We start from the raw sequence: 15,007 nt of genomic DNA on the forward strand, positions 1-15,007 counted from the left end.
CTAGTCCATGAAGCCCTGAAGCTTCAACTCAATGGAACGAGGGTTTTCACCTTCGGCGATCGACAGCAGGCCTTCGAGCAACATTTCCCGGTACCGGGACTGGCGCAAGGCAATCGCCTTGAGCTTGGCGGCAATCGGCAGCAGCACCAGGTTGGCACTGGCCACCCCGTAGATGGTCGCAACGAACGCCACGGCAATGCCGCTGCCCAGTTGCGACGGATCGGCCAGGTTGCCCATGACATGAATCAGGCCCATCACCGCACCAATGATGCCGATGGTCGGCGCATAGCCGCCCATGCTTTCAAACACCTTGGCGGCTTCGATATCGCGGCTTTCCTGGGTATAGAAATCCACCTCCAGGATGCTGCGGATCGCTTCCGGCTCGACGCCATCGACCAGCAATTGCAGGCCCTTGCGCGAATAACTGTCCGGTTCGGTATCCGCCACGCCTTCCAGGCCGAGCAGGCCCTCCTTGCGCGCGGTGAGGCTCCAGTTGACGACACGGTCGATGCCGCCGGCCAGATCGATACGGGGCGGGAACAGGATCCACGCGAGGATCTGCATGGCCCGTTTGAAGGCACTCATCGGCGACTGCAACAGCGCCGCGCCAATGGTCCCGCCCAGCACAATCAAGGCCGCCGGGCCGTTGGCCAAGGCCCCCAGGTGCCCGCCTTCCAGGTAGTTGCCGCCGATGATGGCGACAAACGCCATGATGATCCCGATGAGGCTTAACACATCCATCAGAGGCACGCCTCGACCAGGTGCTTGCCGATCGCGTCCAGGTCGTAGATCGCGTCCGCCAGGTTGGCTTTGACGATCGCCATCGGCATGCCGTAGATCACGCAGCTGGCTTCATCCTGGGCCCAGATCGAGCTGCCGCCCTGCTTGAGCAAGCGCGCACCTTCGCGACCGTCGGCGCCCATGCCGGTGAGCACCACCGCCAGAACTTTGTCGCCGTAGGACTTGGCCGCCGAACCGAAGGTGATATCCACGCACGGTTTGTAGTTCAAACGCTCATCGCCCGGGAGGATTTTCACCGCGCCACGGCCATCGACCATCATTTGCTTGCCGCCCGGTGCGAGCAGGGCCAGCCCCGGACGCAAGATGTCACCGTCCTCGGCTTCCTTGACGCTGATCCGGCACAGCTTGTCCAGGCGCTCGGCGAACGCCTTGGTGAAGGCCGCCGGCATGTGCTGGACCAGCACGATCGGGGCCGGGAAGTTGGCGGGCAACTGCGTCAGCACGCGCTGCAAGGCCACGGGCCCGCCGGTGGACGTACCGATGGCCACCAGCTTGTAGGATTTGCGTTTGGGGGCCGGCGACGACGGACTGGCGACCGCTGCGCGGGTCGGCACGGGCAGCGGGGCCGGGCGTACCGACGCGCTGCTGCCGTAGCTGCTGACACTGGCAGGTGCCGGGGTTGTCGGCGCGGCAACCGGTGCCGGAGCGCTGTAGGCACTCATGCGACGGTTGCTGCGTGAAATGCTGTGTACCTTCTCGCACAACAGCTGCTTGACCTTCTCGGGGTTGCGCGAGATGTCTTCGAAATTCTTCGGCAGGAAATCCACCGCGCCGGCGTCCAGCGCATCGAGGGTCACCCGGGCGCCTTCATGGGTCAGCGAGGAGAACATCAACACCGGGGTCGGACAGCGCTGCATGATGTGCCGCACTGCCGTGATGCCATCCATCATCGGCATCTCGTAGTCCATGGTGATCACGTCCGGCTTGAGGGCCAGGGCCTGGTCGATCGCCTCTTTACCGTTGGTGGCCGTCCCGACCACCTGGATATTCGGATCGGCCGAAAGAATTTCCGAGACGCGGCGGCGGAAAAAACCCGAATCATCCACCACCAGGACCTTGACTGCCATAAACACTCCATTAGACGGAGCGAGGCTCAGTCGCCCCGCCCCATCAGAATCAAATACGCCGTGCGGCGTAACGCTTGAGCATGCTCGGAACATCGAGAATCAGGGCTATGCGGCCGTCACCGGTAATGGTGGCGCCGGACATCCCCGGGGTTCCCTGGAGCATTTTGCCCAATGGCTTGATGACCACTTCTTCCTGGCCCACCAGTTGATCGACGACAAAGCCGATTCGCTGGGTGCCCACCGAAAGGATCACCACATGGCCCTCGCGCTGCTCTTCATGAGCGGCGGAACTGACCAGCCAGCGCTTGAGGTAGAACAGTGGCAACGCCTTGTCGCGCACGATCACCACTTCCTGACCGTCGACCACGTTGGTGCGCGACAGGTCGAGGTGGAAGATCTCGTTGACGTTGACCAGCGGGAAGGCGAACGCCTGGTTGCCGAGCATGACCATCAGCGTGGGCATGATCGCCAGGGTCAGCGGGACCTTGATGACGATCTTCGAGCCCTGGCCCTTGGTCGAGTAAATGTTGATCGAACCGTTGAGCTGGGAAATCTTGGTTTTCACCACGTCCATGCCCACGCCGCGCCCGGACACGTCGGAGATCTCGGTCTTGGTCGAGAACCCCGGGGCAAAAATCAGGTTGTAGCATTCGGTATCGCTCAGTCGGTCGGCGGCATCCTTGTCCATCACGCCGCGTTTTACCGCGATCGCGCGCAGGACGTTAGGGTCCATGCCTTTGCCGTCATCGGAGATCGACAGCAGGATGTGATCACCCTCCTGCTCCGCCGCCAGCACCACCTTGCCACCACGGGACTTGCCCGAGGCCTCGCGCTCTTCTGGCGACTCGATACCGTGGTCGACCGCGTTGCGCACCAAGTGGACCAACGGATCGGCCAGCGCCTCGACGAGGTTCTTGTCGAGGTCGGTTTCTTCACCGACCAGTTCCAGGTTGATCTCTTTCTTGAGCTGACGCGCCAAGTCGCGAACCAGGCGCGGGAAGCGCCCGAAGACTTTCTTGATCGGCTGCATCCGGGTCTTCATGACGGCGGTCTGCAAGTCTGCCGTCACCACGTCGAGGTTCGACACGGCCTTGGACATGGCTTCGTCGCCACTGTTGAGCCCCAGGCGAACCAGGCGGTTACGCACCAGCACCAGTTCGCCGACCATGTTCATGATTTCGTCCAGGCGCGCGGTGTCCACACGGACCGTGGTCTCGGCTTCACTGACCGGCTTCTCGGCAGGCGCTGGTGCCGCTGCACGGGCAGGTGCGGCGGCTGGCTTGGACGCTTGAACCTTGGCGGGCGCTGACTTGGCAACCGGCTGTGCCACAGGCACGGCAACCGGTGCCGCCGCAGTGGCCGTAGACGCGGCACTGCCAACGTCCTGGCTGAACTTGCCCTTGCCGTGCAACTCATCGAGCAAGGATTCGAACTCGTGATCGGAGATCAGATCGCCGCCAACCGCCACTGCGGCGGGCACGGCCGCTGCCGGAACGGAGGCAATGGCCGACTCCAGCGCTACGACGGCAAAGTTGCCCTTGCCGTGCAACTGATCGAGCAGTGCTTCGAATTCGTCATCGGTAATGTCGGTGTTCTCGGCCGCTGCGACAGGCGCAACAGGCTCGGCCGGCGCCGCGAGTGCATCGACGGCGAACTGGCCTTTGCCGTGCAACTGATCGAGCAACGACTCGAACTCGGCATCGGTAATCTCATCGTTGCCAGCAGCCGCCACGGGGGCTACTGCAGCAGGTGCCTCGGCTTGCGCCTTGACCGCGTTCAGCGAGTCGAGCAGCAGTTCGAATTCATTGTCGGTAATGTCGCCCGAATCGCTTTGCGCTTCAGGCTCGGCCAGCGCTTCAACCACCGGCGCAACTTCATCGGCCGACTGCGGCTCGGCCAAGCGCGCCAATGCCGCCAGCAGTTGCGGGGTGGCCGCCGTGATTGGCGCCCGCTCACGGACTTCGCCGAACATGCCGTTGACGGCGTCCAGCGCTTCGAGAACCACGTCCATCAGCTCTGAGTCGACGCGACGCTCACCCTTGCGCAGGATGTCGAACACGTTCTCGGCGATGTGACAGCATTCCACCAGCTCGTTGAGCTGGAGGAAGCCGGCGCCCCCTTTTACAGTGTGAAAACCGCGAAAAATTGCATTGAGCAAATCCGCATCATCCGGTCGGCTTTCCAGCTCGACCAGTTGCTCGGACAGTTGCTCTAGAATCTCGCCGGCCTCAACCAGGAAATCCTGAAGGATCTCTTCATCGGCGCCGAAGCTCATTAATGGGTGCTCCTAATGGTAAGTCCTGATATCGGTCAATGCCGGACCGGCATGCACCGTCATCACGACCTGTGACCTAAAAACCAAGGCTGGAAAGCAAATCGTCCACATCGTCCTGACCGGACATCACGTCATCACGTTTATCGGCATGAATCTGCGGACCTTCACCCTGAGCCAGATGTTTTTTCGGATCTTTTTCAGCCAGCATCGATTCGCGGTCATGTTCGATGCCCGCGAAGCGATCGACCTGACTGGCCATCAGCACGAGCTTGAGCAGATTGCTTTCGACTTCCGTGACCAGTTGCGTCACGCGCTTGATTACCTGACCGGTAAGGTCCTGGTAATCCTGGGCCAGCAGAATGTCATTGAGGTGGCCTGAGACGACCTGGGTCTGCTCGGCGCTGCGCGTCAGGAAACCGTCGACGCGCCGGGCCAGCTCGCGGAACTCTTCGGCCCCGACCTCGCGACGCATGAAGCGCCCCCAGTCCGAGCTCAAGGCCCGGGCATCGGTGCCGAGGGCATTGACCAGCGGTGTACTGCTCTCGACCAGGTCCATGGTGCGGTTGGCAGCGGCCTCGGTCAGCTTGACCACATAGGACAGGCGCTCGGTGGCATCCGTGATCTGCGACACTTCCTCGGCCTGCGGCATGTGCGGGTCGATCTGAAAATTGACGATCGCGCTATGCAGCTCACGGGTCAGCTTGCCGACTTCCTGGTACAGGCCGCGGTCACGGGTCTGGTTGAGCTCATGGATCAGTTGCACGGCGTCGCCGAACTTGCCCTTTTCAAGGCTGTCGACCAATTCGACCGCGTGTTTTTTCAGGGTCGATTCAAAATCGCCCTGTGAAATCTCTCTTTGCTCCATAGCTCCCCCGTGGCGCAGTGGCACCACCTATCAACCGATGCGTTCGAAGATTTTCTCGATCTTCTCTTTCAACGCCTGGGCCGTGAACGGCTTGACCACGTAGCCGTTGACGCCGGCCTGGGCCGCTTCGATGATCTGCTCGCGCTTGGCTTCAGCGGTCACCATCAACACCGGCAGGTGCTTGAGTTTTTCGTCGGCGCGCACGTGGCGCAGCAGATCGATGCCGGTCATGCCAGGCATGTTCCAGTCCGTTACCAGAAAGTCGATGCTGCCGCTGTTGAGCACAGGGATGGCCGTAGTGCCGTCATCTGCCTCGACCGTGTTGGTGAACCCGAGGTCACGCAACAGGTTTTTAATGATCCGCCGCATCGTTGAGAAGTCATCAACGATGAGGATTTTCATGTTCTTGTCCAATTCGACCTCCAAGCAGTCTTAAACGCGCCCAGCACCTGGACACGCCATTCAATCAATCAGGCGTAACACTCAACGACTGTCTGGAGCACAACGGATTGAAACCTGTGCGGCTGCACGCCACACCGGTCTCGTTCGCAGTGTCCCCACACTGCTGTCAACGCGCTCGCCACTCTCCCAAACGCCCCCGCAAACGGGCCGCGCACTGGCTGTGTAACTGGCTGACCCGCGATTCGCTGACCCCCAGGACCTCACCGATTTCCTTGAGATTCAACTCTTCGTCGTAGTACAGCGCCAACACCAGTCGCTCACGCTCCGGCAAATTGGCAATCGCGTCTGCCAGCGCGGCCTGGAAGCGTTCATCTTCCAGGTCACGCGACGGCTCAAGATGAGCACTCGCGCCATCCTCGTGCAGCCCTTCGTGTTCGCCGTCCTGCAACAGATCGTCGAAACTGAATAGGCGGCTGCCCAAGGTGTCATTCAAAATCCCGTAATAATCATCGAGACTCAATTGGAGTTCGGCCGCAACCTCGTGATCTTTAGCGTCACGTCCGGTTTTAGCTTCAATTGAGCGAATCGCGTCACTGACCATCCGGGTATTGCGGTGGACCGAACGTGGCGCCCAGTCCCCCTTGCGCACTTCATCGAGCATCGCGCCGCGGATACGAATCCCGGCATAGGTCTCGAAACTTGCTCCTTTGCTCGCGTCGTATTTGGTCGACACTTCAAGCAACCCGATCATCCCCGCCTGGATCAGGTCTTCCACCTGCACGCTGGCCGGCAGACGCGCCAGCAGGTGATAGGCAATACGTTTTACCAGTGGCGCGTAACGCTCGATCAGCTCGTACTGCGCGTCACGCGCCGACTTCTTGTACAGGTTGTAACCGCTGGCTGTCATAACACCGGACCCGCCGTTTGTTGCACCAGGCGCTCGACGAAAAACTCCAGATGCCCGCGCGGATTGGCGGGCAACGGCCAGGTATCGACTTTCTGCGCGATGGCCCTGAAGGCCAATGCGCACTTGGAGCGGGGGAAGGCTTCGTACACGGCGCGCTGTTTCTGCACGGCCTTGCGCACGCTTTCGTCGTAAGGCACCGCGCCGACATATTGTAAGGCGACATCCAGGAAGCGATCCGTGACCTTGGTCAACTTGGCGAACAGGTTGCGCCCTTCCTGCGGGCTCTGCGCCATGTTGGCCAGCACGCGGAAACGGTTCATGCCGTAGTCGCGATTAAGCAGTTTGATCAGTGCGTAGGCATCGGTGATGGAGGTCGGCTCGTCGCACACCACCAACAGCACTTCCTGGGCGGCGCGCACAAAGCTGACCACCGATTCGCCGATACCGGCAGCGGTGTCGATCACCAGCACATCGAGGTTGTCACCGATGTCGCTGAACGCCTGGATCAGGCCGGCGTGTTGGGCCGGGCTCAGGTGCACCATGCTCTGAGTGCCCGAGGCGGCCGGCACGATACGAATGCCGCCCGGCCCCTGCAGCAACACATCACGCAGTTCGCAGCGGCCCTCGATCACGTCGGCCAGCGTGCGCTTGGGGGTGAGCCCCAGCAACACGTCGACGTTCGCCAACCCGAGGTCGGCGTCCAGCAACATGACTCGCCTGCCGAGCTCTGCCAGAGCCAGGGACAAGTTCACTGACACGTTAGTCTTACCGACGCCACCCTTGCCGCCGGTCACCGCAATCACCTGTACGGGATGCATGCTGCCCATGTGCTTTCTATACCTTGTCGTCTTAGACGCGGGCTACATGACTGGCTGCGCGTTCAATACTGAACAATGCATGGCAGGCCATCGATGTAGATACAAATCTAGTCATTGTTACCTCAGCCAACCCGCTTGGTCGGACTGTGGTAGATATCAGCGAACATATCAGCCATGGCTTCTTCGCTGGGTTCTTCCTGCATCTGCACACTCACGGCGCGACTGACCAACTGATGGCGGCGCGGCAAATGCAGATCATCCGGGATCCGCGGCCCATCGGTCAGATAGGCCACCGGTAATTCGTGACTGATCGCCAGGCTCAACACTTCGCCCAGGCTCGCCGTTTCATCCAGTTTAGTCAGGATGCAGCCCGCCAGCCCACAACGCTTGTAGCTGTGGTACGCGGCGGTCAGCACCTGCTTCTGGCTGGTGGTGGCCAGGACCAGGTAATTCTTCGACTTGATCCCGCGACCGGCCAGGCTTTCCAGTTGCATGCGCAACGCCGGATCACTGGCTTGCAGGCCGGCGGTGTCGATCAGCACCACACGCTTGCGCAACAGTGGATCCAGGGCCTGAGCCAAGGACTGTCCCGGGTCGACATGGGTGACCGAGACATTGAGGATCCGTCCCAGGGTCTTGAGTTGCTCCTGGGCGCCAATGCGGTAGCTGTCCATGCTCACCAGCGCAATGTTCTGCGCGCCGTACTTGAGCACGTAACGCGCGGCCAGCTTGGCCAGGGTGGTGGTCTTGCCCATGCCGGCAGGGCCGACCATGGCAATCACACCGCCCTCTTCCAGCGGCTCGATCTCGGGGGTCACGATCATCCTCGCCAGATGCGCCAACAGCATGCGCCAGGCTTGACGAGGCTCTTCAATGTCCGTGGTCAACGCCAGCAGGTCGCGCGACAGCGGGCCGGACAGGCCGATGCGCTGCAGACGACGCCACAGGTTGGCCTGTTGCGGGCGGCTGCCTTGCAGTTGATTCCAGGCCAGCGAACCCAATTGCACTTCCAGCAGCTCGCGCAAGCCATTGAGTTCCGAGCGCATCGAATCATAGGCCCGCACGTCGACAGTGGCCGCTGCCACTGGTGCTGGCGCAGGGCGTGGCGGTTCGGACAGCGTGGGCTCGATCAGCGGTTCGGCCGCCGTCAGTGGCAGGCCGGCAAACAACTGACGGTTGGTGCTGGTGCTTGCCTCGCCATCGCCACGCAGGCTGAGTTCGGCCTGGGCGGTGACGATCCGCGTCTGGGTCTTGCGCAGCTCGTCTTCGAGTTCCATGTTCGGCACCCGTGGTGCCAGCGCCGACAGCTTGTAATCCAGGGCAGCCATCAGCTCGACACCACCGGCGATGCGACGGTTGCCAATGATGGCGGCTTCAGCGCCCAGCTCATCACGAACCAGCTTCATGGCCTGACGCATATCGGCGGCGAAAAAACGCTTAACTTGCATAAACCACTACCTCAGCCGTTGGGCCCTACTGTCGCCACGATGGTCACTTGCTTGTTGTCAGGGATTTCCTGATACGCCAACACATGCAACCCCGGGACTGCCAGGCGGCCGAACCGCGAGAGCATCGCGCGGACCGGTCCTGCGACCAACAGAATCACCGGGTGACCTTGCATTTCCTGACGCTGCGCCGCGTCGATCAGTGAGCGCTGCAGCTTCTCGGCCATGCTTGGCTCCAGCAAGACACCCTCATCGGCGCCTTGCCCAGCCTTCTGCATACTATTGAGCAATATTTGTTCCAACCTTGGCTCCAGCGTGATCACAGGCAGCTCGGACTCAGTGCCTACAATGCTTTGCACGATAGCGCGGGACAAGCCGACACGCACCGCGGCCACCAAAGCGGCGGTATCTTGACTCTTCGCGGCGTTGTTGGCGATGGCCTCGGCGATGCTGCGAATGTCGCGCACCGGCACCTGTTCGGCCAACAGCGCTTGCAACACCTTGAGCAACTGCGACAGCGACAGCACGCCCGGCACCAGTTCCTCGGCCAGTTTCGGCGAGCTTTTGCCCAGCAACTGCATGAGTTGCTGGACCTCTTCGTGGCCGATCAGCTCGCTGGAGTGCTTGTACAGAATCTGATTGAGGTGCGTTGCCACCACCGTGCTGGCATCAACCACGGTATAACCCAACGACTGCGCCTGGGAGCGCTGGCTGACTTCGATCCACACCGCTTCCAGGCCAAAGGCCGGATCCTTGGCGGTGATGCCATTGAGCGTGCCGTAGACCTGGCCCGGGTTGATCGCCAGCTCGCGGTCCGGATAAATCTCCGCTTCGGCGAGGATCACCCCCATCAGGGTCAGGCGATACGCACTGGGCGCCAGGTCGAGGTTGTCGCGGATGTGCACGGTCGGCATCAGGAAACCCAGGTCCTGGGACAGCTTCTTGCGCACGCCCTTGATCCGCGCCAGCAACTGCCCACCCTGGTTGCGATCCACTAGGGGAATCAGGCGGTAGCCGACTTCCAGGCCGATCATGTCGATCGGGGTCACGTCGTCCCAGCCCAGTTCCTTGGTCTCCATGGCCCGCGCCGGCGACGGCAGCAGTTCCTGCTGGCGCTTGACCTCTTCCAGCGCCTGCACCTTGACGGTGTTCTGTTTCTTCCAGAACAGGTAGGCACCGCCCGCCGCCACTGCCGCCATACTGAGAAAAGCGAAATGCGGCATGCCCGGCACGATCCCCATGATCGCCATCAGCGCGGCCGATACGGCCAGGGCCTTGGGCGAGGCAAACATCTGCCGGTTGATCTGCTTGCCCATGTCTTCGGAGCCCGATGCACGGGTCACCATGATCGCCGCGGCGGTGGACAGCAGCAGTGATGGCAATTGCGCCACCAAACCGTCACCGATGGTCAGCAACGCGTACACCTTGCCCGCATCACCGAAGGTCATGCCGTGCTGGAAGATCCCCACCGCCATGCCGCCGATGAGGTTGATGAACAGAATCAGCAGGCCGGCGATGGCGTCACCGCGCACGAACTTGCTGGCACCGTCCATCGAACCGTAGAACTCGGCCTCTTGGGCGACTTCCGTGCGGCGGGCCTTGGCCTGGCCCTGATCGATCAGGCCGGCGTTGAGGTCGGCGTCGATGGCCATCTGCTTGCCGGGCATCGCGTCGAGGGTGAAGCGCGCGCTCACCTCGGAAATCCGCCCGGCGCCCTTGGTCACCACCACGAAGTTGATGATCATCAAAATCGCGAAGACCACGATACCGACCACGTAGTTACCGCCAATCACCACCTCGCCGAAGGCCTGGATCACCTTGCCGGCAGCGGCATGCCCGTCCTGGCCGTGGAGCATCACCACCCGGGTGGAGGCCACGTTCAACGCCAGGCGCAGCAGCGTCGCCACCAGCAGAATCGTCGGGAACACCGCAAAATCCAGCGGCCGCAAGGCGTACACACAGACCAGCAGTACCACGATCGACAGGGCAATGTTGAAGGTAAAGAACACGTCGAGCAGGAACGGCGGGATCGGCAACATCATCATTGCCAACATGACCAACAGCAACAGCGGCACACCCAGATTGCCTCGACTGAGGTCTGCCATGTTGCTGCGGGCATTGTTGATAAATTGAGAGCGATCCACCGGTATTCCCCGTTCCTTTGAAGCAAACTTTTGACGCCTGAAGCGGGCGCAGGGCGGCTACTGCAAGAAGCCTTCCAACTTTTGCCGCGACTGGGGAATAGGGGAGTCTTATGTCACGCAAACCTGTAGCCGCTGCCGAGCCTGCGAGGCTGCATCCGAGGATGAAGTCCTCGCACACCCCGCCCACGCGGCCCTGCAAACAAAACCGGTCTACGACTGTTGCGCTGCCGAACGCAGCCACGCGGGCTCGGCAACTGTTAAGGAGGGGGCATGCGCCGCTTGAACGCCCATGGAGTGCCACTGCGACCGATATGTCTGGGCATGGCATTACCAGCAGGAAATGAGCAAGGCGATCATTTGCGAAGAGGTGAACGCGCTGAAAGTTTCCGTAACAAAACAGCAGCAGGACTCACCAGATTGACCTCTCGGGTTAACTCTCGGTTAACGCCATCCCACGAGCATGACCGGCGATCAACAAACCCGGCAAGCAGCTTCATTTAACCCTCGGCATCCCCCAAGCGCTGAGTGAAGCCTCATTACCCGGCATTGAAACTTTGAGCGAATGAAAAAGCGCTCTTGAATATTTGATTATTTGTTCGCGCGCGGTCCTGACACCCAACCAAACATCAAATTTCATTTAACAAAAAAAGGAAAGGCCAATGCTGGAGAAGAAAAATACGGGATACACCAGTATTGCCAAGTGGCTGCATTGGAGCATGGCATTCATCTGGATGATGAGTTGGGGGCTTGGCATCTTGGCTACCCACTGGCGCGACACGCTGAACCCCAATCATGAACTCACCTTCTTGCACAAAGCACTGGCCAGCACGCTACTTTTCTTAATCGTTGTGCGAGTGGCCTGGCGATTGAAGAATCGCCCGCCAGCCTTGCCTGAAAGCATGTCCGTACTAACGAAACGCGGAGCGATGATCGGACATATCTTGCTCTACGCCATTGCCCTGATTGCCTTGCCCCTTTCAGGCTGGTACTGGAGTTCGGTTGCAGACAAACCCATTCTTGTGGCGGGTCTGCTCCTTTTGCCCCCGCTGGTCGATCCCGATCCCGACCTCTACGACCTGGCCAAGTACATTCATACCTGGACGTCGTGGTTCTGTGGCGCATTGATCGGCGGGCACTTGTTGATTGCGCTGAAGCATCAATTTGTCGACAAGGACAACATCCTGGCCGGAATGCTGCCCAGAATTTAGCGTCGAGTGGAGTAGTGGGTTTTCGCAGGAAAAAGATCGGAGCCACGGCAACACCTACATGGAACGGTGTACACCTGTGGGATCTGCCATGGCTTCGATCTTTTGCTTTTCAGCGGGTCAGTGGAGAAAAGGGGACAGATTTATTTACGAGAAAAGGGGACAGATTTATTTACAATATAGCGGGAGCAAAATCACTCACTCCCACTAAGCTTTCATCATCACTACAAGGACGTAGGAGGATGCATGCCCAGAATAGGACGCGTAGTACTGCCCAACCACCCCCACCATGTCGTACAACGCGACCACAATCGGCAGGTTGTTTTCGCTGAAGCAGCCGATTTTGAACACTACCTGTCAGACCTGCGCGAACTGAAAGAGGCCTTCGGTGTAAGCGTGTATGCCTATTGCTTGATGACCAACCACGTCCATCTTCTGCTTGCACCTGGCGACACCGCATCAGGCCTTGGACAACTAATGAAAGCCCTTGCAGCTCGCATGACTCGCTATCGAAATAAGCTGGAATGGCGTTCAGGCACGTTATGGGAGAGCCGTTACAAATCCAGTGTTGTTCAATCTGACGCCTATCTTCTTGCGTGCAGCCGATACATTGAGCTGAACCCTGTGAGAGCTCATATCGTGTCACGCGCAGAGGACTATCCATGGTCAAGTTATCGACTTCGCCTACAAGAGCCGGCAGAACGAAACTGGCTGGATATTGACCCATGCTTTGAAGCATTGGGCACAACTGAACTCCTTCGCCGTAATCGCTATAAAGAATTTGTAGCCCAAGTCGCTCCGAATGGAGAACTGGAGCTCATAAGAGGCGCTCTTCAACGCGGACAGTTGACGGGAACCTCCCGCTTTGTAGAGGAAATAGAACACATCACAGGGCTTCGTATAATAGGTCGCGGGCAAGGTAGGCCCACAAAAAAGCGCAATGCGAATGACTCGGATGGTCGATAAATCCGCGTCCCTTTTGATCAAAAATAAATCCGCCCCCTTTTTCGCTCACAGCGGTGTCCAGGCTTGTAACTGATCGAGGCATACAACGCAGCGAACCTATCAGTTCTGATAGTACCAAACTCGGAAAAGTCCGCCGATACTCAAGCCTCCCTGAGAATCTGGAGCAAACTCTATGGCTTCCTCGCAACCAATCCTGCGCAGCCGTTATGGCTACGACCCACTGGATCGGCTGATAAGCCAGTTCCTGCCGGGTGCAGCAGCGCAACAGCGCTTTTATTGCAAAAGTCGCCTGAGTACGGAAATACAGGGGGCAATAGGGTATTCCATTTTTCAGAAAGACGACCTTCTGCTGGCGCAACAGAAGCGTCAGAATGATGCAGTCGAAAGCACGTTGCTGGCAACCGATCTACAGCGCTCGGTACTGCTGGCTCTTAAAGCCGACCAGCTACAGCCCATCGCTTATTCGCCCTACGGCCATCGCCGGGCCGAAAGCGGGTTGGGCAGCTTGCTGGGGTTCAATGGAGAGCGATCAGACCCAGTGACCGGACATTATTTGTTGGGAAATGGCTATCGCGCCTTTAATCCAGTGTTGATGAGATTTAATAGTCCGGACAGTTTGAGCCCGTTTGGAAAGGGAGGACTCAATGCGTATGTGTATTGCGGCTCTGACCCTAGGAATCGGATTGATACGACAGGGCAGAATTGGTTGAAAGCTTTAAAAAATACAATCAATGAAGTATTTCCAAAAAACCTTCCCGAAAACCAAGGATTATTCCGTGCCCTGAACAAAAATAAAAATGCAAGAGATTACATAAAAGAAAACTCACACTCTATTAAAGAAACACCCGAAACATTCTTTATCAACATGACATTCTCGGACGTAAAAAATAAAATGTCCGAAATCACTATGACCATCTCAGAACTATCAAAAGCGCCAAAAAACATTAATAATTCTCACGCAATATCCCTATACGCCAAAAAAATTGACAAACAGCTCAACATCGCAGACAAACTATTAACCATCGCAAAAAAACATCACATCAAACGATCTTATGATGACTTTGCAAATATATATCTCGAGAGAGATAAATCCATCGCCCTACTCAAAGACAGGATAGATCCGAAACACTATCATTTTTTCGAAGCCGCCGATCCACTCTCAATCATTCACAACATTCGCGGCCAAGAATAAAAAACCAAATGGGGACAGGGGACAAAGAAAAGGGGACAGATTTATGAAAGAAAAGCAAAGAAAAGAGAAAAGGAGAAAAGGAGAAAAGGGGACAGATTTATTTACAACATAGCGGGAGCAAAATCACTCACTCCCACTAAGCTTTCATCATCACTACAAGGACGTAGGAGGATGCATGCCCAGAATAGGACGCGTAGTACTGCCCAACCACCCCCATCATGTCGTACAACGCGGTCACAATCGGCAGGCTGTTTTCGCTGAAACAGCCGATTTTGAATACTACCTCTCAGACCTGCGCGAACTGAAAGAGGCCTTCGGTGTAAGCGTGTATGCCTATTGCTTGATGACCAACCACGTCCATCTTTTGCTTGCACCTGGCGACACCGCATCAGGCCTTGGACAACTAATGAAAGCCCTTGCAGCTCGCATGACTCGCTATCGAAATAAGCTGGAAGGGCGTTCAGGCACGTTATGGGAGAGCCGTTACAAATCCAGTGTTGTTCAATCTGACGCCTATCTTCTTGCGTGCAGCCGATACATTGAGCTGAACCCCGTGAGAGCTCATATCGTGTCACGCGCAGAGGACTATCCATGGTCAAGTTATCGACTTCGCCTACAAGAGCCGGCAGAACGAAACTGGCTGGATATTGACCCATGCTTTGAAGCATTGGGCACAACTGAACTCCTTCGCCGTAATCGCTATAAAGAATTTGTAGCCCAAGTCGCTCCGAATGGAGAACTGGAGCTCATAAGAGGCGCTCTTCAACGCGGACAGTTGACGGGAACCTCCCGCTTTGTAGAGGAAATAGAACACATCACAGGGCTTCGTATAATAGGTCGCGGTGTAGTGGTCTAATGAAACCGGACACCCATTTAGGCGAGAATGCTCGCCAGATCGAGGTGTCAGATGACCAAACAAC

At 58.3% G+C, this 15,007-nt stretch carries 14 protein-coding genes; 5 read left to right on the top strand and 9 right to left on the bottom strand.

Annotation, left to right across the window (positions count from 1 at the left end):
• The 9 genes from AC3WQN_RS18730 to flhA all read right to left on the bottom strand — a co-directional run bounded on the left by AC3WQN_RS18730 (position 1) and on the right by flhA (position 10,724).
• A complete protein-coding gene (locus tag AC3WQN_RS18730; protein WP_095080127.1) occupies positions 1-741 on the bottom strand; it encodes a flagellar motor protein in 741 nt (246 codons plus the stop codon).
• Entirely contained in the window at positions 741-1,868 is a 1,128-nt protein-coding gene (locus AC3WQN_RS18735; protein ID WP_103400982.1) for a protein-glutamate methylesterase/protein-glutamine glutaminase, read from the bottom strand. Before AC3WQN_RS18735 ends, AC3WQN_RS18730 begins: the two co-directional genes overlap by 1 nt.
• Positions 1,869-1,917: 49 nt before the next feature.
• Positions 1,918-4,143 (bottom strand): chemotaxis protein CheA, encoded by a 2,226-nt coding sequence (locus AC3WQN_RS18740; protein ID WP_103400983.1) that lies wholly within the window; start codon positions 4,141-4,143, stop codon positions 1,918-1,920.
• A 76-nt stretch (positions 4,144-4,219) separates the two neighbouring features.
• Positions 4,220-5,008 carry a protein phosphatase CheZ gene (locus tag AC3WQN_RS18745; RefSeq protein ID WP_103400984.1) on the bottom strand — a complete coding sequence of 263 codons (789 nt, stop codon included), beginning with the start codon at positions 5,006-5,008 and terminating at the stop codon, positions 4,220-4,222.
• 30 nt (positions 5,009-5,038) lie between these two features.
• On the bottom strand, positions 5,039-5,410 hold the full coding sequence (locus AC3WQN_RS18750) for a chemotaxis response regulator CheY (protein WP_003183998.1): 372 nt from the start codon (positions 5,408-5,410) through the stop codon (positions 5,039-5,041).
• Between the two features lie 166 nt (positions 5,411-5,576).
• Positions 5,577-6,317, bottom strand: coding sequence for an RNA polymerase sigma factor FliA (gene fliA, locus AC3WQN_RS18755; RefSeq protein ID WP_007894214.1), 741 nt, complete (start codon positions 6,315-6,317; stop codon positions 5,577-5,579).
• The gene (gene fleN, locus AC3WQN_RS18760; RefSeq protein WP_027621027.1) at positions 6,314-7,144 is read right to left on the bottom strand and encodes a flagellar synthesis regulator FleN; all 831 of its coding nucleotides are present in this window, start codon (positions 7,142-7,144) and stop codon (positions 6,314-6,316) included. The genes fliA and fleN overlap by 4 nt, the downstream gene beginning before the upstream one ends.
• Before the next feature lie 113 nt (positions 7,145-7,257).
• Positions 7,258-8,583 carry a flagellar biosynthesis GTPase FlhF gene (gene flhF, locus AC3WQN_RS18765; RefSeq protein WP_103400985.1) on the bottom strand — a complete coding sequence of 442 codons (1,326 nt, stop codon included), beginning with the start codon at positions 8,581-8,583 and terminating at the stop codon, positions 7,258-7,260.
• A gap of 11 nt (positions 8,584-8,594) precedes the next feature.
• Positions 8,595-10,724 carry a flagellar biosynthesis protein FlhA gene (gene flhA, locus AC3WQN_RS18770; RefSeq protein WP_103400986.1) on the bottom strand — a complete coding sequence of 710 codons (2,130 nt, stop codon included), beginning with the start codon at positions 10,722-10,724 and terminating at the stop codon, positions 8,595-8,597.
• A gap of 289 nt (positions 10,725-11,013) precedes the next feature.
• Between flhA and AC3WQN_RS18775 the strand changes: the two genes are divergently transcribed.
• From AC3WQN_RS18775 to AC3WQN_RS18795, 5 genes are all read left to right on the top strand, one after another.
• Positions 11,014-11,145 carry a DUF3077 domain-containing protein gene (locus AC3WQN_RS18775; RefSeq protein WP_103400987.1) on the top strand — a complete coding sequence of 44 codons (132 nt, stop codon included), beginning with the start codon at positions 11,014-11,016 and terminating at the stop codon, positions 11,143-11,145.
• A 238-nt stretch (positions 11,146-11,383) separates the two neighbouring features.
• Complete coding sequence (locus tag AC3WQN_RS18780) at positions 11,384-11,932, top strand: cytochrome b (RefSeq protein WP_103400988.1); 549 nt, start codon at positions 11,384-11,386, stop codon at positions 11,930-11,932.
• A gap of 243 nt (positions 11,933-12,175) precedes the next feature.
• The gene (locus tag AC3WQN_RS18785) at positions 12,176-12,895 is read left to right on the top strand and encodes a transposase (protein ID WP_103400989.1); all 720 of its coding nucleotides are present in this window, start codon (positions 12,176-12,178) and stop codon (positions 12,893-12,895) included.
• Between the two features lie 172 nt (positions 12,896-13,067).
• Positions 13,068-14,087 carry an RHS repeat-associated core domain-containing protein gene (locus AC3WQN_RS18790; protein ID WP_103400990.1) on the top strand — a complete coding sequence of 340 codons (1,020 nt, stop codon included), beginning with the start codon at positions 13,068-13,070 and terminating at the stop codon, positions 14,085-14,087.
• A gap of 175 nt (positions 14,088-14,262) precedes the next feature.
• Entirely contained in the window at positions 14,263-14,943 is a 681-nt protein-coding gene (locus AC3WQN_RS18795) for a transposase (RefSeq protein ID WP_103400991.1), read from the top strand.
• Positions 14,944-15,007 lie beyond the last annotated feature (64 nt).

Source organism: Pseudomonas sp. FW300-N1A1, from assembly GCF_058789115.1.